16 protein-coding genes, 2 tRNA genes and 3 rRNA genes are annotated in these 20729 nt (G+C 38.0%); 19 read left to right on the forward strand and 2 right to left on the reverse strand.

Translation table 11 applies throughout. The features are described 5' to 3' along the window. Positions 1–210: 210 nt before the first annotated feature. The 16 genes from GYM76_RS00675 (at position 211) to gltP (ending at position 17691) form a co-directional block, all read left to right on the forward strand. Positions 211–1748 (forward strand): 16S ribosomal RNA (locus GYM76_RS00675). Positions 1749–1803: 55 nt separating this feature from the next. After that, positions 1804–1880 (forward strand) — tRNA-Ile (locus tag GYM76_RS00680). A 48-nt stretch (positions 1881–1928) separates the two neighbouring features. Then, positions 1929–2004: transfer RNA gene (locus tag GYM76_RS00685), tRNA-Ala, on the forward strand. Between the two features lie 210 nt (positions 2005–2214). Next, positions 2215–5113: ribosomal RNA gene (locus tag GYM76_RS00690) — 23S ribosomal RNA — on the forward strand. A 153-nt stretch (positions 5114–5266) separates the two neighbouring features. Beyond that, a 5S ribosomal RNA gene (gene rrf / locus GYM76_RS00695) occupies positions 5267–5382 on the forward strand. The 16S, 23S and 5S rRNA genes sit together here with 2 tRNA genes alongside, the layout of an rRNA operon. Positions 5383–5498: 116 nt before the next feature. Continuing rightward, positions 5499–6059, forward strand: coding sequence for a YgjV family protein (locus tag GYM76_RS00700; RefSeq protein WP_220225555.1), 561 nt, complete (start codon positions 5499–5501; stop codon positions 6057–6059). A gap of 98 nt (positions 6060–6157) precedes the next feature. Beyond that, on the forward strand, positions 6158–6730 hold the full coding sequence (rppH, locus tag GYM76_RS00705) for an RNA pyrophosphohydrolase (RefSeq protein WP_220225556.1): 573 nt from the start codon (positions 6158–6160) through the stop codon (positions 6728–6730). Further along, positions 6727–7596 carry a prolipoprotein diacylglyceryl transferase gene (gene lgt, locus GYM76_RS00710; RefSeq protein ID WP_220225557.1) on the forward strand — a complete coding sequence of 290 codons (870 nt, stop codon included), beginning with the start codon at positions 6727–6729 and terminating at the stop codon, positions 7594–7596. Before rppH ends, lgt begins: the two co-directional genes overlap by 4 nt. Further along, on the forward strand, positions 7593–8387 hold the full coding sequence (gene thyA / locus GYM76_RS00715; protein ID WP_220225558.1) for a thymidylate synthase: 795 nt from the start codon (positions 7593–7595) through the stop codon (positions 8385–8387). The genes lgt and thyA overlap by 4 nt, the downstream gene beginning before the upstream one ends. A 239-nt stretch (positions 8388–8626) precedes the next feature. Further along, positions 8627–9571: an LpxL/LpxP family Kdo(2)-lipid IV(A) lauroyl/palmitoleoyl acyltransferase gene (gene lpxL / locus GYM76_RS00720; RefSeq protein ID WP_220225559.1), complete on the forward strand. Its 945-nt coding sequence runs from the start codon at positions 8627–8629 to the stop codon at positions 9569–9571. Between the two features lie 38 nt (positions 9572–9609). Further along, positions 9610–10692: a 23S rRNA (cytidine(2498)-2'-O)-methyltransferase RlmM gene (gene rlmM, locus GYM76_RS00725; protein WP_220225560.1), complete on the forward strand. Its 1083-nt coding sequence runs from the start codon at positions 9610–9612 to the stop codon at positions 10690–10692. 20 nt (positions 10693–10712) lie between these two features. Further along, on the forward strand, positions 10713–12566 hold the full coding sequence (locus tag GYM76_RS00730) for a penicillin-binding protein activator (protein WP_220225561.1): 1854 nt from the start codon (positions 10713–10715) through the stop codon (positions 12564–12566). Further along, complete coding sequence (locus GYM76_RS00735; RefSeq protein WP_065735146.1) at positions 12529–12903, forward strand: YraN family protein; 375 nt, start codon at positions 12529–12531, stop codon at positions 12901–12903. The genes GYM76_RS00730 and GYM76_RS00735 overlap by 38 nt, the downstream gene beginning before the upstream one ends. A gap of 16 nt (positions 12904–12919) precedes the next feature. Continuing rightward, entirely contained in the window at positions 12920–13498 is a 579-nt protein-coding gene (locus GYM76_RS00740) for an SIS domain-containing protein (protein WP_065561979.1), read from the forward strand. A gap of 97 nt (positions 13499–13595) precedes the next feature. After that, entirely contained in the window at positions 13596–16289 is a 2694-nt protein-coding gene (gene gyrA / locus GYM76_RS00745; protein ID WP_065561980.1) for a DNA topoisomerase (ATP-hydrolyzing) subunit A, read from the forward strand. 91 nt (positions 16290–16380) lie between these two features. Next, entirely contained in the window at positions 16381–17691 is a 1311-nt protein-coding gene (gene gltP, locus GYM76_RS00750; RefSeq protein ID WP_370632593.1) for a glutamate/aspartate:proton symporter GltP, read from the forward strand. A 122-nt stretch (positions 17692–17813) separates the two neighbouring features. Here gltP and rpmG read toward each other — a convergent pair whose 3' ends face one another. Together rpmG and rpmB are read right to left on the reverse strand one after the other, a co-directional pair. Then, positions 17814–17981, reverse strand: coding sequence for a 50S ribosomal protein L33 (rpmG, locus tag GYM76_RS00755; RefSeq protein WP_034884348.1), 168 nt, complete (start codon positions 17979–17981; stop codon positions 17814–17816). A gap of 15 nt (positions 17982–17996) precedes the next feature. After that, positions 17997–18233 (reverse strand): 50S ribosomal protein L28, encoded by a 237-nt coding sequence (rpmB, locus tag GYM76_RS00760; RefSeq protein ID WP_025314527.1) that lies wholly within the window; start codon positions 18231–18233, stop codon positions 17997–17999. 382 nt (positions 18234–18615) lie between these two features. On the opposite strand from rpmB, the gene aroE reads away from it, so the two are divergent. The 3 genes from aroE to aroL all read left to right on the forward strand — a co-directional run bounded on the left by aroE (position 18616) and on the right by aroL (position 20614). Further along, a complete protein-coding gene (gene aroE, locus GYM76_RS00765) occupies positions 18616–19446 on the forward strand; it encodes a shikimate dehydrogenase (protein ID WP_220225563.1) in 831 nt (276 codons plus the stop codon). 133 nt (positions 19447–19579) lie between these two features. Then, entirely contained in the window at positions 19580–19933 is a 354-nt protein-coding gene (locus GYM76_RS00770) for a DUF1870 family protein (protein ID WP_220225564.1), read from the forward strand. A gap of 165 nt (positions 19934–20098) precedes the next feature. Next, positions 20099–20614, forward strand: a complete 516-nt coding sequence (gene aroL, locus GYM76_RS00775) for a shikimate kinase AroL (RefSeq protein WP_065561984.1) — start codon at positions 20099–20101, stop codon at positions 20612–20614. Positions 20615–20729: the final 115 nt, after the last annotated feature.

Consider the following 20729-nt stretch of genomic DNA (forward strand, 5'->3'; position numbering starts at 1 on the left):
TATACGCAGCCCTTGAGACAGCAAACTGAAGCAAGAAATTGAGAAGTTAACTTAAAGCTGTCAGCTCTTTAAAAAGAAGAAACAGACAATCTGTGTGGGCACTTACGAGACAAAAAATTAAAAGTCTACGGACTCAAAAATTAAGTCTTGATAAGTGACACTGAAGATTCATTTGAATATGTCAGAGACAGTTATTGAGCATCAAACTTTAAATTGAAGAGTTTGATCATGGCTCAGATTGAACGCTGGCGGCAGGCTTAACACATGCAAGTCGAACGGTAACATGAGTGCTTGCACTTGATGACGAGTGGCGGACGGGTGAGTAAAGTATGGGGATCTGCCGAATGGAGGGGGACAACAGTTGGAAACGACTGCTAATACCGCATAACGTTGAGAGACCAAAGCATGGGACCTTCGGGCCATGCGCCATTTGATGAACCCATATGGGATTAGCTAGTTGGTAAGGTAAAGGCTTACCAAGGCGACGATCTCTAGCTGGTCTGAGAGGATGACCAGCCACACTGGAACTGAGACACGGTCCAGACTCCTACGGGAGGCAGCAGTGGGGAATATTGCACAATGGGGGAAACCCTGATGCAGCCATGCCGCGTGTATGAAGAAGGCCTTCGGGTTGTAAAGTACTTTCGGTAATGAGGAAGGTGATGTATCTAATAGGTGCATCAATTGACGTTAATTACAGAAGAAGCACCGGCTAACTCCGTGCCAGCAGCCGCGGTAATACGGAGGGTGCGAGCGTTAATCGGAATGACTGGGCGTAAAGGGCATGTAGGCGGATAATTAAGTTAGGTGTGAAAGCCCTGGGCTCAACCTAGGAATTGCACTTAAAACTGGTTAACTAGAGTATTGTAGAGGAAGGTAGAATTCCACGTGTAGCGGTGAAATGCGTAGAGATGTGGAGGAATACCGGTGGCGAAGGCGGCCTTCTGGACAGATACTGACGCTGAGATGCGAAAGCGTGGGGAGCAAACAGGATTAGATACCCTGGTAGTCCACGCTGTAAACGATGTCGATTTGGAGTTTGTTGCCTAGAGTGATGGGCTCCGAAGCTAACGCGATAAATCGACCGCCTGGGGAGTACGGCCGCAAGGTTAAAACTCAAATGAATTGACGGGGGCCCGCACAAGCGGTGGAGCATGTGGTTTAATTCGATGCAACGCGAAGAACCTTACCTGGTCTTGACATCCACAGAATCTTGCAGAGATGCGAGAGTGCCTTCGGGAACTGTGAGACAGGTGCTGCATGGCTGTCGTCAGCTCGTGTTGTGAAATGTTGGGTTAAGTCCCGCAACGAGCGCAACCCTTATCCTTTGTTGCCAGCGATTCGGTCGGGAACTCAAAGGAGACTGCCGTTGATAAAGCGGAGGAAGGTGGGGACGACGTCAAGTCATCATGGCCCTTACGACCAGGGCTACACACGTGCTACAATGGCGTATACAAAGGGAGGCGACCTCGCGAGAGCAAGCGGACCTCAGAAAGTACGTCTAAGTCCGGATTGGAGTCTGCAACTCGACTCCATGAAGTCGGAATCGCTAGTAATCGTGAATCAGAATGTCACGGTGAATACGTTCCCGGGCCTTGTACACACCGCCCGTCACACCATGGGAGTGGGTTGCACCAGAAGTAGATAGCTTAACCTTCGGGAGGGCGTTTACCACGGTGTGATTCATGACTGGGGTGAAGTCGTAACAAGGTAACCGTAGGGGAACCTGCGGTTGGATCACCTCCTTACGAAGAGCTCGTAAGTGTTCACACAGATTGTTTGTTTAGAAAGAGTCACTTTATTGGGTCTGTAGCTCAGGTGGTTAGAGCGCACCCCTGATAAGGGTGAGGTCGGTGGTTCAAGTCCACTCAGACCCACCAATTCGACAATTAAGCTGATGGCTTGATTAGTTGATGAAGTGAAACAATGGGGCTATAGCTCAGCTGGGAGAGCGCCTGCCTTGCACGCAGGAGGCCAGCGGTTCGATCCCGCTTAGCTCCACCATTAAAGATACCTCTTTTAAAAATCATAAAATTATTTTTGTATTTATTTAATATTCGAATGAATAGAAAGATAAAGCTCTTTAACAATTAGGAACAAGCTGAAAGAAACGAGTTCTCGTTTTTACGGAAGGCATTTGTATGAAAATATGAATGTAATGAAGTAGAAAAGAGAAAAAAGCGTAATTAAAACCAAGACAACTGTGAGTTGTAAGGTTAAGAAATTAAGCGTACACGGTGGATGCCTAGGCAATCAGAGGCGATGAAGGACGTGTTAATCTGCGAAAAGCGACGGTGAGCCGATAAAAGGCGCTATAACCGTTGATGTCCGAATGGGGAAACCCAGTGCAGGCGACTGCACTATCATCTGATGAATACATAGTCAGATGAGGCGAACCGGGAGAACTGAAACATCTAAGTACCCCGAGGAAAAGAAATCAACCGAGATTCCCAAAGTAGCGGCGAGCGAAATGGGAGTAGCCCAAGCGGGTAGCATAATGTATTAGTGGAAGCGTCTGGAAAGTCGCACGATAGAGGGTGAAAGTCCCGTACATGAAAATGCATTATGTGGAAGCTTATAGAGTAGGGCGGGACACGTGATATCCTGTCTGAAGATGGGGGGACCATCCTCCAAGGCTAAATACTCCTGATTGACCGATAGTGAACCAGTACCGTGAGGGAAAGGCGAAAAGAACCCCGGGAGGGGAGTGAAATAGACCCTGAAACCGTGTACGTACAATCAGTGGGAGCTGTTACCGTTGGGTAATAGTGACTGCGTACCTTTTGTATAATGGGTCAGCGACTTATATTCTGTAGCAAGGTTAACCGAATAGGGGAGCCGAAGGGAAACCGAGTATTAACTGTGCGTTAAGTTGCAGGGTATAGACCCGAAACCCGGTGATCTAGCCATGGGCAGGTTGAAGGTTGGTTAACACTAACTGGAGGACCGAACCGACTAATGTTGAAAAATTAGCGGATGACCTGTGGCTGGGGGTGAAAGGCCAATCAAACCGGGAGATAGCTGGTTCTCCCCGAAAGCTATTTAGGTAGCGCCTCATGTATAACTGTTGGGGGTAGAGCACTGTTTCGGCTAGGGGGCCATCCCGGCTTACCAACCCGATGCAAACTCCGAATACTGACAAGTTCAATCATGGGAGACACACGGCGGGTGCTAACGTTCGTCGTGAAGAGGGAAACAACCCAGACCGCCAGCTAAGGTCCCAAAGTCATAGTTAAGTGGGAAACGAAGTGGGAAGGCTTAGACAGCTAGGATGTTGGCTTAGAAGCAGCCATCATTTAAAGAAAGCGTAATAGCTCACTAGTCGAGTCGGCCTGCGCGGAAGATGTAACGGGGCTAAAACTATGCACCGAAGCTGCGGCAGTGCACGTAAGTGTATTGGGTAGGGGAGCGTTCTGTAAGCCGTAGAAGGTGTGTTGTGAGGCATGCTGGAGGTATCAGAAGTGCGAATGCTGACATAAGTAACGATAAAGCGGGTGAAAAGCCCGCTCGCCGGAAGACCAAGGGTTCCTGTCCAACGTTAATCGGGGCAGGGTGAGTCGACCCCTAAGGAGAGGCCGAAGGGCGTATCTGATGGGAAACGGGTTAATATTCCCGTACTGGCTATAACTGCGATGGGGGGACGAAGAAGGCTAGGTTTACCACCTATTGGATGGTGGGTTAAGCGTGTAGGGGTGTGATTAGGCAAATCCGGTCACTGAGACCCTGAGGCGTGATGACGAGCTACTAAGGTAGTGAAGTAATTGATGCCCTGCTTCCAGGAAAATCCTCTAAGCTTCAGGTTATAGTTAATCGTACCCGAAACCGACACAGGTGGTCAGGTAGAGAATACTCAGGCGCTTGAGAGAACTCGGGTGAAGGAACTAGGCAAAATGGTGCCGTAACTTCGGGAGAAGGCACGCTGATGTTAATTGAAGTCCCACGCGGATGGAGGTGAAATCAGTCGAAGATACCAGCTGGCTGCAACTGTTTAATAAAAACACAGCACTGTGCAAACACGAAAGTGGACGTATACGGTGTGACGCCTGCCCGGTGCTGGAAGGTTAATTGATGGGGTTATGCGTAAGCAGAAGCTCTTGATCGAAGCCCCAGTAAACGGCGGCCGTAACTATAACGGTCCTAAGGTAGCGAAATTCCTTGTCGGGTAAGTTCCGACCTGCACGAATGGCGTAATGATGGCCAGGCTGTCTCCACCCGAGACTCAGTGAAATTGAAATTGCCGTGAAGATGCGGTGTACCCGTGGCAAGACGGAAAGACCCCGTGAACCTTTACTATAGCTTGACAGTGAACATTGAGCCTTAATGTGTAGGATAGGTGGGAGACTATGAAGTGTGTACGCCAGTATGCATGGAGTCATCCTTGAAATACCACCCTTTAATGTTTGATGTTCTAACCTATACTTCTGAATCGAGGTAAGGGACACTGTCTGGTGGGTAGTTTGACTGGGGCGGTCTCCTCCCAAAGAGTAACGGAGGAGCACGAAGGTTAGCTAATCCTGGTCGGACATCAGGAGGTTAGTGCAATGGCAAAAGCTAGCTTGACTGCGAGAGTGACGGCTCGAGCAGGTACGAAAGTAGGTCATAGTGATCCGGTGGTTCTGAATGGAAGGGCCATCGCTCAACGGATAAAAGGTACTCCGGGGATAACAGGCTGATACCGCCCAAGAGTTCATATCGACGGCGGTGTTTGGCACCTCGATGTCGGCTCATCACATCCTGGGGCTGAAGTAGGTCCCAAGGGTACGGCTGTTCGCCGTTTAAAGTGGTACGCGAGCTGGGTTTAGAACGTCGTGAGACAGTTCGGTCCCTATCTGCCATGGGCGTAGGAAAATTGAGAGGGTTTGCTTCTAGTACGAGAGGACCGAAGTGAACGCACCGCTGGTGTTCGGGTTGTGATGCCAATTGCATTGCCCGGTAGCTACGTGCGGAATAGATAAGTGCTGAAAGCATCTAAGCACGAAACTAGCCTCGAGATGAGTTTTCCCTGAAGAGATTCAGTAAGGTCCGTTTGAGACTAAGACGTAGATAGGTCAGGTGTGTAAGTGTAGTGATACATTGAGCTAACTGATACTAATGAACCGAGAGTCTTAACCTTACAACTCGGAGTTGTTTTGGGTTACGCGAAGTTGAGAGTAAGAAATCATCGAAAGATGGTTAAAGATTAATAAAACAGTTTGTTCCGGATTGAGCGATTGGTGAAGATATGTGATAATCATCATCAGTTGAAAGAAAGAGAAGACAGAATATGTCTGGCGGTAATAGCGCGGTGGTCCCACCTGACCCCATGCCGAACTCAGAAGTGAAACGCCGTAGTGCCGATGGTAGTGTGGGTATTACCCATGTGAGAGTAGGGTGCCGCCAGACTTTTAAATTAGAGCGAGAGCCCAGCAGCAATGCTGGGCTTTTTTGCATTCTACAATTAGTAAAAGTATATTCATGAATCATTTATTATTCAGATCCATTTGTCTAAGGAGTAAACAGTGGATAATTTAAACTTTTTATATCAATTTTTGGGTTCAGATTTTATTGAAAAATACACAACAGTTCCTCAACTAATTGGTATATTAGGTTATCTTGTCGGTGTTAGTGCCTTTTTGCAACGTAATGATAATGCATTCCGATGGCAATTAACAATTGTTAACGTCATTATGACGCTGCATTTTTATTTATTAGGTCCTGAATCCTATCCTGCTGCTATACTCAATATTGTAAATATTTTTAGGAATGTGACTTCTACTTATACTAAGAATTTTTTAGCAATGTTTTTCTTTATTGCATTGATGTGGATATTTTATTTTTTTACAACGCCGGATTGGAAGCAATTCATTAATTATTTCTCGGTTATTGGAACGACATTAGTAACCATTGCGCTATTTCGATTTGAACAACAAAAGATGCGATTACTTATATTATTGAGTAGTGCTTTATGGATCATTTATAGTTTATGGATAGGATCTTTAGGAAGCCTAGCAATAGAGATAACATTTGCGCTAATTAATATTATTACTATTATTAAATTATCCCAAAAATCTCGCATATAATATTAGATTTAGTCGATTAATATCATTTTCCTATTTATTTATTAGTGTATGTATGAAACAATTCGACTATATAAAAAAATAAATTTTTGAGGTAGTCAGTGATCGATAATGATGGCTACCGTCCAAATGTAGGAATCGTTATTTGTAACAGGTATGGTCAAGTACTTTGGGCTCGTCGATACGGGCAAAATTCTTGGCAGTTTCCTCAGGGCGGAATAAAACAAAACGAAACGCCTGAACAAGCAATGTTTCGTGAACTTAATGAAGAAGTAGGATTACAACCCAAAGATGTAAGAGTTTTGTCGGTTACCAATGGTTGGCTAAGGTATAAACTACCTAAACGAATGATTCGTTGGGATAATCAGCCAGTGTGTATCGGCCAAAAGCAGAAATGGTTTTTATTAGAATTAATTTCTGATACATCGGTAATAAACTTAAATATTTCACCAACTCCAGAATTTGATGATTGGAAGTGGGTAAGTTATTGGTATCCTATAAGGCAGGTTATTGCTTTTAAGCGTGATGTATATCGTAAGGCGATGAAAGAGTTTTCTTTGCCAGTTTTTACTATACAATCTGACATAGAAGATCCTATAACAAATCTTTCTAAGAAAAAACGATTTAACTTCTTTACTCATAAACGAAAAAATAAACAGCGTATTAAAAAATGAACCAATTTTTACAATTCCCCGATTTTAATCCAATTGCTTTTTCAATCGGACCTATTTCCTTACACTGGTATGGTGCAATGTATTTATTTGGCATACTTGGCGCCTTATATTTAGCTAAGCGTCGAGCTAACAAACCAAATAGTAATTGGACATCGCAACAAGTTGAAAATTTACTATTCTGGGGATTTTTAGGTCTCTTCATTGGTGGACGATTAGGCTATATATTATTTTATAACTTTGATGCTTTTATCGATGAGCCTGCAATCTTATTTCGAGTTTGGGAAGGAGGCATGTCTTTCCATGGTGGGTTGATTGGTGCAATTTGCGTTATTGCTATATTTGCTAAAAAGACCCAAAAAACATTTATGCAAGTAGCTGATTTTGTTGCACCGTTAGTTCCGATCGGTTTGATGTTTGGTCGTTTTGGTAATTTTATTAACGGTGAACTTTGGGGGCGTGTAACTAACTCATCAATTGGTATGTTATTTCCGACGTCGACTCATGCTGATTTTATGTTTGTACAATCACATCCTGAATGGTTTTCTTTATATAGCCAATTAAATGGTGTTTTACCAAGACACCCATCACAACTTTATGAAATGGTATTTGAAGGCATAGTCTTATTTATTATTTTGAACCTTTTTATCCGTAAACCACGTCCAACAGGTGCTGTGTCAGGGCTATTTTTGGTTTGCTATGGAATATTCAGATTCATCATAGAGTTCTTCAGACAACCAGATGAACAGCTAGGATTATTTTTGAATTTTATTAGTATGGGGCAAATTCTCTGTCTACCAATGATTATCGGTGGAATTTTGATCCTTTTATATGCATATAGATTTAACAATAAGGTTATCTCAAAATGAAACAATATTTAGCATTAATGCAAAAAATTTTAGATGAGGGAACACCTAAATCAGATCGAACAGGGACAGGTACATTATCAATCTTTGGTCATCAAATGCGATTTAATTTGCAAGATGGCTTTCCGTTGGTAACAACAAAAAAATGTCATTTACGTTCAATTATCTATGAATTGCTTTGGTTTCTTAAAGGGGATACCAATATTAATTATTTAAAAGATAATAAAGTAACGATATGGGATGAATGGGCGGATGAAAATGGTGATCTTGGCCCAGTTTATGGTAAACAATGGCGTGCTTGGGGAACCGCTGATGGTCGTCAGATAGATCAAATCTCTCAAGTAATTGAACAAATTAAACATGATCCTGATTCAAGACGAATGATCGTGTCTGCATGGAATGTTGGCGAACTTGATCAGATGGCATTAGCGCCATGTCATGCTTTTTTTCAGTTTTATGTTGCTCAAGGTAAACTCTCGTGTCAACTCTACCAGCGTTCATGTGATGTATTTTTAGGATTACCATTTAACATTGCCAGTTATTCATTATTGGTTCATATGATTGCTCAGCAGTGTGATTTAGAAGTTGGTGATTTTGTTTGGACTGGTGGTGACACACATCTCTATTCTAACCATATGGAACAGACCCATTTACAATTAAGTCGTGAGCCGAAACCATTGCCTAAACTGGTTATTAAACGTAAGCCACCTACAATTTTTGATTATGAGTTTGAAGATTTCGAAATTGTTGGCTATGACCCTTATCCTGCAATTAAAGCGCCAGTAGCTATTTAAAATTAAAAAAAGTTGAGGAGCGGCCTTTTTGAGCATGTTTCAATTTAACAATTACTAAAAATTATAGAATAGGGATTAATCAATTTAATCCCTAACATCTTTTTTAAAACATTATCTTTACAAAAAAATCTATTAATAAAATGATGTTCCATCATGCTTAATTATTTTATTTTTCTGCCGCTTAATTCAAGATTGGTATATAATAATTCACTTTGTTTAAATTGTTATTTAATCTTAATATGAGTCAAGAAATTCATCCTACTTTTACAAAACGGTTATTACATCCTCGTTACTGGTTAACGTGGTTTGGTATTAGTATTTTATATCTAATCGTATTGTTGCCATATCCAATAATTTATCAAATAGGAAAAGGCTTAGGATTGCTTTCAATGAAGTTAATCGGTAAGCGTAAAGAAACCGCAAAACAGAACTTGAAACTATGTTTTCCTGAAAAAACTGATCAAGAACGCGATAAAATATTAAGAGATAATTTTATTTCAACTGGACTTGCTATATTTGAAACGGGTATGGCTTGGTTTTGGTCAGATAAAAGACTTGCTAAACACTCTTCAATTGTAGGTGATTCGCATATCACTCGCATACAACAATCTGGACAAGGTGTTCTATTAATTGGGATTCATTTTTTAACGTTAGAACTAGGTGCACGTATTTTAGGAATGAGTCATCCTGGTGTTGGTGTCTATCGACCAAACGATAATCCGGTTATGGATTATATTCAATTAAAAGGACGTTTAAAATCAAACAAATATATGTTGGATCGCTATAATACTAAAGGCATGATTAGAGCACTAAAAAATGGTGAATTGTTATGGTATGCACCTGATCATGATTATGGCCCTAAAAATAGTGTATTTGCTCCACTTTTTGCTGTCGAAAAAGCCGCAACCACAATAGGGACTCGAATTTTAGTTAAATTAGGCCAACCAGCAATTATACCTTTCACCCCTAAACGTGAAACAAAAGGTCATTATACCGTTTATGTGACTCCTGAACTTAAGGGATATCCTATCGATGATGATGTTCAAGCGGCCACGTTTATGAATAAAGCAATTGAACAAGAAATTCTTAAAGCACCAGAACAATATATGTGGTTGCATCGACGATTTAAAACTCGTCCCAAAGGGGATGCACCTTTATATACTGATAAAGTTCAATCAGATTAATTTAATAAATTCGATTGTGAAAAACGATAAGATACGATATGCAAAAACTAAATAAAATAATTTTGTATTGCCGGCCTGGATTCGAAAAAGAATGTGCGGCAGAAATAACTGATAGGTCCGCACAAAAAGAGATATTTGGATTTGCGAAAGTTAAAGAAAATAGTGGTTATATAATATTTGAATGTTACCAAGATGGTGATGCTCAATTATTGATTAAAGAAATTTCATTTCGAACACTGATTTTTGCCAGACAAATGTTTGTTGCAGGTGATTTATTAGATAATTTACCAACAGAAGATCGTATCACTCCTATAATCGAGGCATTATCTGGTATTGTTGATAAAGCAGGTGATTTGCGTGTCGAAGTTGCTGATACGAATGAAGGTAAACAATTAGCAGGATTTTGTCGGAAATTTACAGTTCCTCTTCGACAAGCTTTACGAAATAAGCGCATCCTTTTAAAAGTTCAAAATCCATCACGGCCAGTAATTCATCTATTATTCATTAACAATAATAGTTGTTATGTAGGATATTCCTTAAGTCAAAATAATTCGCCTTTTTATATGGGAATACCAAGATTAAAATTTCCTGCTGATGCCCCAAGCCGTTCCACGTTAAAACTAGAAGAAGCTTTTCATATTTTTATTCCTTATGAAGAGTGGGATGAACGACTAAAAGGTGGTTTAAATGCAGTTGATTTAGGTGCGTGTCCTGGAGGATGGACTTATCAATTAGTCAAAAGAAGCATGATGGTATATGCTATAGATAATGGTCCGATGAATGAAAAACTTATGGAGTCAGGGCAAGTTAAACATTATCGAGAAGATGGCTTCAAATTTATACCTAAAAAGCATAATATTTATTGGCTAGTGTGTGATATGGTTGAAAAACCAGCCAAAGTAACAGAATTAATTGCCAAGTGGCTTATTAATGGTTGGTGCCGAGAGACAATTTTTAATCTCAAGTTGCCAATGAAAAAACGTTATGAAGAAGTAAAACAAAATTTACAATTACTAATAAAAGAACTAAATAATAATCAAATCAATGTACAAATTCAGGCTAAGCAGCTTTATCACGATCGTGAGGAAGTTACTGTTCATGTGCAACGAATTTGGGGATGAAAATTTATAAGAGAATGGGTATGAAATTAAAACAATCCTTTTATGCTATTGTTATGTTAGCATTATTTTCGCTTTTAATTGGTTGTAATCTCAGCTTATCGAAAAGTGGTAAATATGATGAGACTAAAGATTCCAATTATTATTTGTCGCAAGCTGAATCAAGTTCAGGAAATGCCAAAATCGATTGGCAATTGTTAGCTGTGCGGGCTTTAATAAATGAGAATAAATTGTCTCAAGCAAACAAATTATTATCTGAGCTTCCTGCGAATCTTAATGCTGAACAACAAAAAGACCAATTGTTATCTCAAGGCGAAATAGCCGCCAGAAAAGGACAGCCATTTAATCTTAATCAACTATCTGCTGATAAATTAAATGATTCACAATCATATCGTTATTATTCAATAAAATTAGCTTTAGATCGCAAAGCTAGAAATATAAATGAACAAGCTCATGATTATTTATCTTTACAAAAATTTGCCCCAGAGAAACATCAAAAGCAGATATTAAATAATACTTGGAAATTCTTTAGCAAACTATCTGCAAGTCAAATAAGTCAAATTTCTGCTGCTGATAATGAAGTAATATTAAGGGGTTGGATTGATTTAAGTTATACATATAAAAGTAATAATAAAAAAGCATTAGCTCAGTCAGGTGATAGTACTGATGTTGTTGATGCAACAAATAGTAGTCAAAGTGCACAATTAAAACAAGCTATTGAAGATTGGTCATCAAGATATCCAAATCATCCAGCCCAAGAGATTGTTTCGGCGCTAGTAGGTGGCCAAAAGCTTTCTGTTGATAATGTAAATACGAAAACAGTTGCTTTATTATTACCTTTAAATGGTTCTTCTCGTATATTTGGTAATACAATTCGTCAAGGTTATGTTGATGCTGTTAAATTTTATCCACAAGAACCGCAACAAAATGTTGTTGTTTTAGATACCACATCATTACCAATGGAAAGCTTAATTGAACAAGCTCAAGCACAAAATGTTGAATTAATTGTTGGTCCATTGTTGAAAGAAGAAGTCATTAAAATAAAACAGTTAGCACCTTCTATTCCTGTTTTAGCATTAAATAAAGTGGATGACGGTACTGTTTCCTCTAATAAGATGTGTTTCTTCGCATTATCTCCTGAAGATGAAGCAAAAGATGCGGCTGACCATATTTTTGCTCAAAATAAGCAAAAACCACTGTTAATTGTTCCACAAACTGATTTAGGTAGACGAGTTGCTAAAAGTTTTGCTAAACAATGGTCACAAATTGCTAATGGTTCTCAAGCTTATGTCCAATATGTCGGTAGTATCGGTACTTTGAGGGGCAATATGAATCATAATAGTGGAATAAGTTTAACTGGCCGACCAGTCTCTTTTGATGATGGTAATGCTACAACATCATCAAGTTCCGCTGGTTTTGACGCGATTTATGTTTATGCCTCATATGACGAATTAACGTTAATAAAACCAATGCTTGATTTGGGAGCGGGCAAAACTATTGGTAATGGATCATCATCAGTTACGCTTTATTCTAGTTCTAAAAGCCATGTAGCAAACGCTTCAAATGATTTTAATTATGATATGAATAAAACTGAGTATGCTGATATCCCATTGATTATCAATTCATCTGATAGAACGTCTTCCCTTATCCCTGGCAATATTCAAAAAGATTATTCTTTAACTCGATTATACGCTATGGGTATTGATGCATGGAGACTCGCTAATCGTTTCAATCAATTGGATTCTTATCAACCTAATTTTTTAGATGGTATGACCGGTAAATTGTCAACAAGTAATCAATGCGAAGTAACGCGATCACTTTCTTGGCAAGAATATGTTTATGAAGCATCTGATCAGTCCTCACAGCAAAGCGAATAGTAAAAAAATTGGTAAGTATTATGAACAATTAGCTTGCCAATTTTTAACCAAGCAAGGACTTGTATTATTGGAACAAAATAGCCTATACCAAATTGGTGAAATTGATTTAATTATGCGAGACAAAACCTGCTTGGTCTTTATTGAAGTTAGATATCGAAAAAATGCCCATTTTGGTGAAGCTGAAATGACAATATCGTTTAATAAACAATCTAAAATTAAACAAGCTGCACAACTTTGGATGTTAGAGAATAACTTTAATATTGAAGAAACAGAGTTTAGATTTGATGTTTTTGCCATAACGGGCAAAGATCAAAAATGGATAGTTAATGCGTTTTAATGGTTAGGTGAAAAACGTGCAAGATTTAATAAAAAATTATTTTACTGAAAGTATTCAAACTCAAATAGTGATGGCGGAATCACTAGGCTCTTCAATTGAAAAAGCAGCTAATATTATTGTTGGTGGATTACTTAATGGTAATAAAATTATGGGATGTGGTAATGGGGCTGCGGCAGCGAATGTACAAAGCTTTACTTCACGCTTAATTACAAGTCTTGACATTGAAAGGCCAAGTATTCCTGCTATTGCTTTAGTTTCGGATAATGTTTTGTTAAGTGCGATATCAAATCATGAAGAGATATATGCGCGGCAAATTCAAGCTTTAGGGCAACAAGGTGATATTTTGATTATATCCACTTGTGAAGGTAATAGTCGCTCAATTATTCGTGCCGTCCAAGAAGCTGTGATAAAAGATATGAAAATTGTTGCATTAACCGCATTTGATGGAGGTGAAGTAATCGGTTTGCTTGGTCAGAATGATATTGAAATCAGAATTCCATCTTACAAAAAGGTGATGGCCTACGAAATGCACACAATGATTTTGAACTGTTTATGCCAATTAATTGAAAATACTTTGTTTATTCATACAGAATAAGTTGAAATAAAAACAGTTTAGTTCTGCATTAATAGCTATTTTTGTGCTATAATTATAAGCTATTTTAAGATTTAAATTAATAAGAGAACATGGTGTTATGACCGAACTAGCCAAAGAAATAACTCCCGTCAATATTGAAGACGAATTAAAATCCTCTTATCTTGATTATGCTATGTCTGTTATCGTCGGGCGTGCTTTGCCTGATGTACGTGACGGACTAAAACCCGTCCACAGACGAGTTTTATTTGCTATGCATGAAGCTGGATACGACTGGAATAAACCTTACCGAAAATCTGCTCGTGTTGTCGGGGATGTAATCGGTAAATATCATCCACATGGTGATTCTGCTGTTTATGACACTATCGTTCGTATGGCACAACCATTCTCATTACGTTATATGCTTGTTGATGGTCAAGGTAACTTTGGTTCTGTTGACGGCGACTCTGCTGCTGCAATGCGTTATACCGAAATTCGTATGCAAAAATTTGCAGGGGCATTGTTGACAGATCTTGACAAAGAAACCGTAGACTTCTCACCAAACTATGATGGATCAGAAATGATCCCTGATGTCCTTCCAACTCGAATTCCTAATTTACTCATTAATGGTTCATCGGGTATTGCAGTTGGTATGGCAACTAATATTCCTCCTCATAATTTAGCTGAAGTGATTAATGGCTGCTTAGCATTCATTGAAGATGAAAATATCTCTGTCGATGGTTTAATGGAGTATATTAAAGGTCCAGATTTTCCTACCGCAGCATTAATTAATGGGCGTAAAGGTATTGAAAATGCCTATCGAACTGGTCGTGGTATCATTTATATTCGTTCTAAAGCAACGGTTGAAGTTGATGATCACACTGGTCGTGAAACGATTATTGTTAATGAAATTCCTTATCAAGTTAATAAGAAAAAATTAATCGAGAAGATTGCAGAGTTAGTCAAAGATAAAAAAATTGAAGGCATTTCAGCACTGCGTGATGAATCAGACAAAGATGGTATGCGTATTGTTATTGAGATTAAACGCGATGCCGTTGGTGAAGTTGTTCTAAATAATCTTTTTTCATTAACTCAACTACAAGTTTCTTTTGGTATTAATATGGTGGCTTTACATAAAGGCCAACCAAAACTATTAAATTTAAGAGAAATGATCGAAGCGTTTGTTCTTCACCGCCGTGAAGTGGTAACGCGTCGAACTATTTATGAACTTCGTAAAGCTCGTGAACGTGCGCATGTATTGGAAGGTTTAGCTATTGCATTAGCTAATATAGATCCTGTAATTGAATTAATCCGTGCCGCGGCTACGCCTTCGGAAGCTAAAGCTAAACTATTATCGCAAGCTTGGCAACTAGGTAATGTTGCTGCAATGCTTGAAAAAGCTGGTAATGATGCTGCTCGACCGGAAGATTTAGCGCCAGAGTTTGGTATTCGAGATGGCCATTATTATCTTTCAGAAGCTCAAGCTCAAGCTATCTTAGATCTTCGTTTACATCGATTAACCGGACTTGAACACGAAAAAATTCTTGATGAATATAAAGAGTTATTAATTCAAATTAGTGGTTTACTCCATATTCTTGCAAGCCCTGAAAGATTAATGGAAGTTATTCGTGAAGAGCTTGAAGCGGTTCGCGATCAATTCCAAGATGCAAGAAGAACAGAAATTACTGCAAGCAGCGCTGATATCAATATTGAAGATTTAATCGCTCAGGAAGATGTTGTAGTTACACTTTCTCATCAAGGTTATGTGAAATATCAACCGCTATCTGATTATGAAGCGCAACGTCGAGGTGGTAAAGGTAAATCGGCAACAAAAATTAAAGAAGAAGATTTTGTTGAGAAGTTATTAGTTGCGAATACTCACGATACTATACTTTGTTTCTCTAGCCGTGGCCGTTTATATTGGATGAAAGTGTATCAATTACCAGAAGCCAGCCGAGGTTCTCGAGGTCGTCCAATTATTAATTTATTACCGCTAGAAGCTGATGAACGCATTACAGCAATTCTACCTGTTCGTGAATTTGATGATGAACATTGTGTATTCATGGCAACAGCACAAGGTACGGTTAAGAAAACCTCTCTAATTGAATTTAGTCGTCCTCGAAGCGGTGGCATAATTGCTATTAACTTACGTGATGATGATGAACTTATTGGTGTTGATTTAACAAGTAATGAAACATCTGATATCGTTGATGATGAAGAACTAAACGATGATGTGGTTGTTGAAGAGACAGATAGTGATGATGAAGTCTCTCAAATTTCTAATACCGAAGACATTATGTTATTCTCTGCTAATGGTAAAGTGGTTCGATTCCCAGCGAATAAAGTTCGTTGCATGGGACGAACAGCGACAGGTGTTCGAGGTATTAAATTAGAAGGTGATGATAAAGTTGTATCACTAATTGTTCCTCGAGGAAATGGTGCAATCTTAACTGCAACTCAAAATGGTTATGGAAAACGTACTGAACAAGAATTATATCCAACTAAATCACGCGCTACAAAAGGGGTTATCTCTATTAAAGTGAGTGAACGAAACGGTGCAGTAGTTGGTGCAGTACAAGTTGAAGAAACTGACCAAATCATGCTTATTACTGATGCGGGTACCTTAGTACGTACTCGTGTATCTGAAGTAAGCATTGTTGGTCGAAACACTCAAGGGGTAACCTTAATTCGAACAGCCGAAAACGAAAAAGTGGTCGGATTACAACGAATTGCTGAAACGGAAGATGATGATGAATCGGAATTGTCCCAAGAGGCTTATGATAGTGATGATTCCGCTCAAGAATCCGAAGAATAATTTTTAATTATAAAAAAGGATTAGCCACACAGACTAATCCTTTTTTGTTTTCGAAAACCACGACAAGGAATAGAATTACATGTCTTTCTCTATAAAAAAAGTTGTAACTAATCTTGCTTGGCAAATTTTAATTGCCTTGGTCTTAGGTGTAGTGGCAGGTGCTTTTCTATATGAATTAGCTGATCCTAATCATGAATTACATTCATATTATCAATTTGCAATTGTTAATATTTTCCAACCAGCAGGTGATATCTTTATCCGCTTAATTAAGATGATTGTATTACCAATTATTCTTAGTACTTTAACGTTAGGTATAGCAGGCATTGGTGGTTCAAAACGTTTAGGAATGCTTGGTTTTAAAACTATTCTTTATTTTGAAATTATTACCACTATTGCCATTTTATTAGGTCTTTTTTGGGGAAATTTCTTTGCACCTGGCGCGGGAATTGATTCTTCAACGTTAGCCTCAGCAGATATTAGTAAATATACTAAAGCAGCTGAAGAACTTAGCGGTAAACCTCACGGTTTAATTGTTATGATTTTAGACATGATTCCAGCTAATATCTTTAAAGCAATGTCTGATGGTGCAGTTTTACCTGTTATCTTCTTCTGTGTCTTTTTTGGCTTAGGCTTAATGTCGTTACCGGATAAACAGCGTGATCCATTTTTATTCTTGTTAAAAGTGGTATCAGATACAATGTTTAAAGTCACTAATATGATTATGCGTTACGCCCCTATTGGGGTATTTGCATTAATCACGGTAACTGTTGCCAAATATGGATTCGCTTCATTATTGCCATTACTGAAATTGATTTTAACTGTTTATTCAGCAATGATTATATTTACTTTGGTCATATTAGGTTTAGTTTGTAAATTATGCCGATTTAATATTTTTACCTTATTAAAAATATTGAAAGAAGAACTCGTCATTGCGTTTTCAACTGCAAGCTCTGAAACAGCTTTGCCTAAGATCATTGAAAAAATGGAAGCTTATGGTGCACCGAAAGCAATTACGAGTTTTGTTATTCCTACTGGATATTCATTTAATCTTGATGGTTCAACATTATATCAAAGTATAACTGTTATTTTTCTCGCGCAATTATGTGGTATGGAATTAAGCATTCTAAATCAAATTATCATCGTTATAACATTGATGATAGCGTCAAAAGGGATTGCTGGTGTACCAGGTGCCTCAATTTTGGTACTTTCTGCGACTTTGGGCAGTATTGATATACCGCTTGATTATATTGGCTATATCATGGGAGTTGAGCGTATATTAGACATGGGACGCACTGTGGTTAATGTGGTTGGTAATGCCTTAGCGGCTATTGTTATTGCACGCTGGGAACATGCTTTTGATGATAAAAAAGCAAGAGCATATGAGCAAGAATATTTAAAATAAGACATCATTTAATTTATAAGGCTTCAGTTGAAACTGGAGCTTTTTTATTAATTTAATCTAATTATCACAATCATAGATATAAAAAAACCCAGCTAAGCTGGGTTTTTTATTTAAAAGTAAAATTATTTAATTTTAGCTTCTTTATAAACAACGTGCTGACGAACAACAGGATCGTATTTTTTGATCTCCATTTTTTCAGGCATTGTTCTTTTATTTTTGCTAGTGGTATAAAAATGACCGGTACCAGCAGAAGAAACTAATCTAATTTTCTCACGTACACCTTTAGCCATGATATGGTTTCCTTATTAGTACTTTTCACCACGGGCACGAAGTTCAGCTAAAACTGCATCAATACCCTTTTTATCGATAGTTCGCATACCTTTAGCAGATATACGTAATTTTACAAAACGTTTTTCACTCTCAACCCAAAAACGGTGAGTTTGAAGATTTGGTAGAAAACGACGTTTAGTAGCATTCATCGCATGAGAACGATTATTTCCCACTAAAGGACCTTTTCCTGTTACTTGGCATACTCGTGACATGTCAATAATTCTCCGAAATTTCTATGCTTAAGCCTTGGGCGTAATATGTTAATGGAATTAACCTCGTCAGGCTTTTAGTTTGCTGCAGTTCTATTTGAGAAGCAGTCTAACCTCTCACACTACACCCATAATAATGAGGTAGCGAAGTATACGCTTTTACAGGTAAATTCTCAAGCATTATCTTATCTAAGCTTAAAAATAAGTTTTTAATTGAAAAAGATTAATAATTCTAAATTGATTATGATGACGAAATAATTATCTCATAATTTAGATTGTTTTTGTTCAATATAAAACGATTTAATCTTATAATAATTGTGTTTTAATACTATGGATTTTAAATTTCATCTATTAGTCTGAATTTATTTACTTTCAAGGAGATAGTATGAGTCAGTTTACGCCATATAGCATCTATGGCATTATCGGTTATCCTTTGGGGCATAGTATGAGCCCACTTATTCATACTACATCTTTCCAAGATTATGGTATTCCTGCCGTACTTGTACCTTTTCCTACACCACCAGAGGAAATTGCGACACTTTTTAAATCAGTACGATTACTAAATATCCGTGGTTTGTGCGTTACGATCCCTCACAAACAAACTATTATTCCTTATTTAGATGAAGTCACTGATCATGTTAAAAAAGCGGGTGCAGCTAATTTAGTTTATTGGGATGGTGATAAGCTTTGTGGCGATAACACCGATATTATTGGTTTTATGCAACCACTAGCGCAAAAAAAATTACCAGCTGAATATAAAAAAGTGTTAATACTTGGGGCGGGCGGTGCAGCACGTGCGGCGGTTGTTGGATTACAAGATCTTGGATATAGTGATATAACAGTTACCGATATTGTCACTGATTTACCCCAAGCATTAGCTAAAGAATTTAATCTTAAAACGGTAGCTTGGGCAGATAGAGATAAAGTTGAAGCACAAATTATTGTCAACTCTACTCCATTAGGTATGCAAGGTAAATTTGAAGATCAAACGCCTTATGAACAAGCATGGTTTAAAGGTAAAGGCATAGCTTACGATATTGTGTACACACCATATAACACGAAGTTTAGACAAGAAGCTGAAAAAGCAGGATGGGAATCGATTTCTGGGCGTGAGATGTTTATTGGTCAAGCAAATGCTCAATTTAAAATTTGGACAGGAAAAGAGCTTTCAGATAGGGCAAAACAAGCTGTGATTGATGCTTTATCAGGTAAATAAAAGCTAAAAATTAACCATCTCATTCAATTGGGATGGTGACTGAATATTTAATCTTCATCTTAAAAATTTATTAAATCGGCTAAGATTGTTAAAGTGATTAATAAATTTAAAATGTGATTAAAAGGGAGTATTTATGACTAATTTAGAGTTACAAGCATTTCGCCGTTTTCTGATGCTAAAAGTATCAGAGGCAAGTGAGTATATCGGTAAAACGGACGTAAAAACTTGGCATGATTGGGAAAACGGAGTTTTACCTGTTCCTGAAAATGTCGCAACTACAATGAAAGAATTAAAAAGTCTTCGTAGTGAAAAAATAAAACTGATTATCAATAGTATTAATGATCGTGTAGGAAGTAATACCATTCGATATTTCATGACATACCAAGAGTTTAAAAAAGTGAATCCTGAATTAGATGTGATTCAATGGCGATTGCATCAATCGATTGCTACTGAACTTTATTTTAGAGGTTTAGAAAAGTTGTGTTGATTGTTATGCTCAACGCTAGATTATGTTTAAAGAATGCTAGGTAAATTGCATTAAATCATATGGATAATAAAATCAAATTGTAAAAAAATATTGCAAAAATAAAAATGAATCACTAGCATACATAAATAACTTATTTTAAGATCTGTATATCAAGAAGGGCCCAAAATGAAAAAAATAATTTTTTTAGTTGGCGCAAGAGCTGCTGGCAAAACAACAATGGGTAAAATGTTAGCCAAAGAGTTATCATTTTCTTTTATCGATACAGATTGTCATTTACTTGAAACCACGCAAAAAACGGTTGCTGAGATTGTAGAAAAAGAAGGTTGGGAAGGTTTTCGTGCTAGAGAAAGCCAAGTCCTTATTGATACTGCTAAACCAAATCGCGTTATTGCAACTGGTGGTGGTATGGTATTAGCTGAGAAAAATCGACAGTTTATGAAGCAAAATGGTGTCGTCATATTTCTATCTGCACCTGCTGAAATATTAGCAGCTCGTTTGATGAAAGATCCTAATATTGCTCAACGACCATCATTAACGGGTTTATCAATTTCTGACGAAATGGAGAAAGTTCTTGCTGAACGTTTACCTTTATATCATGATGCTGCTCATCATATTGTAGATGTTGATCAAGATGAAAATTTAATTCTAAATCAAATGATTGAAAAACTGAAAAATCATTAACTCTACTTCTTTCATTATCTTCCATTAACTATTCGCTAAGCTATTTTTATAAAATAGTTTTATCTATTTTATGTTCTTGAATTTTTCAAAAAAGACTTGCCATTGGATAAAAAAT

Origin of the sequence: Gilliamella sp. ESL0443, from assembly GCF_019469165.1 — a bacterium.
Taxonomy (GTDB): Bacteria; Pseudomonadota; Gammaproteobacteria; order Enterobacterales; family Orbaceae; genus Gilliamella; species Gilliamella apicola_E.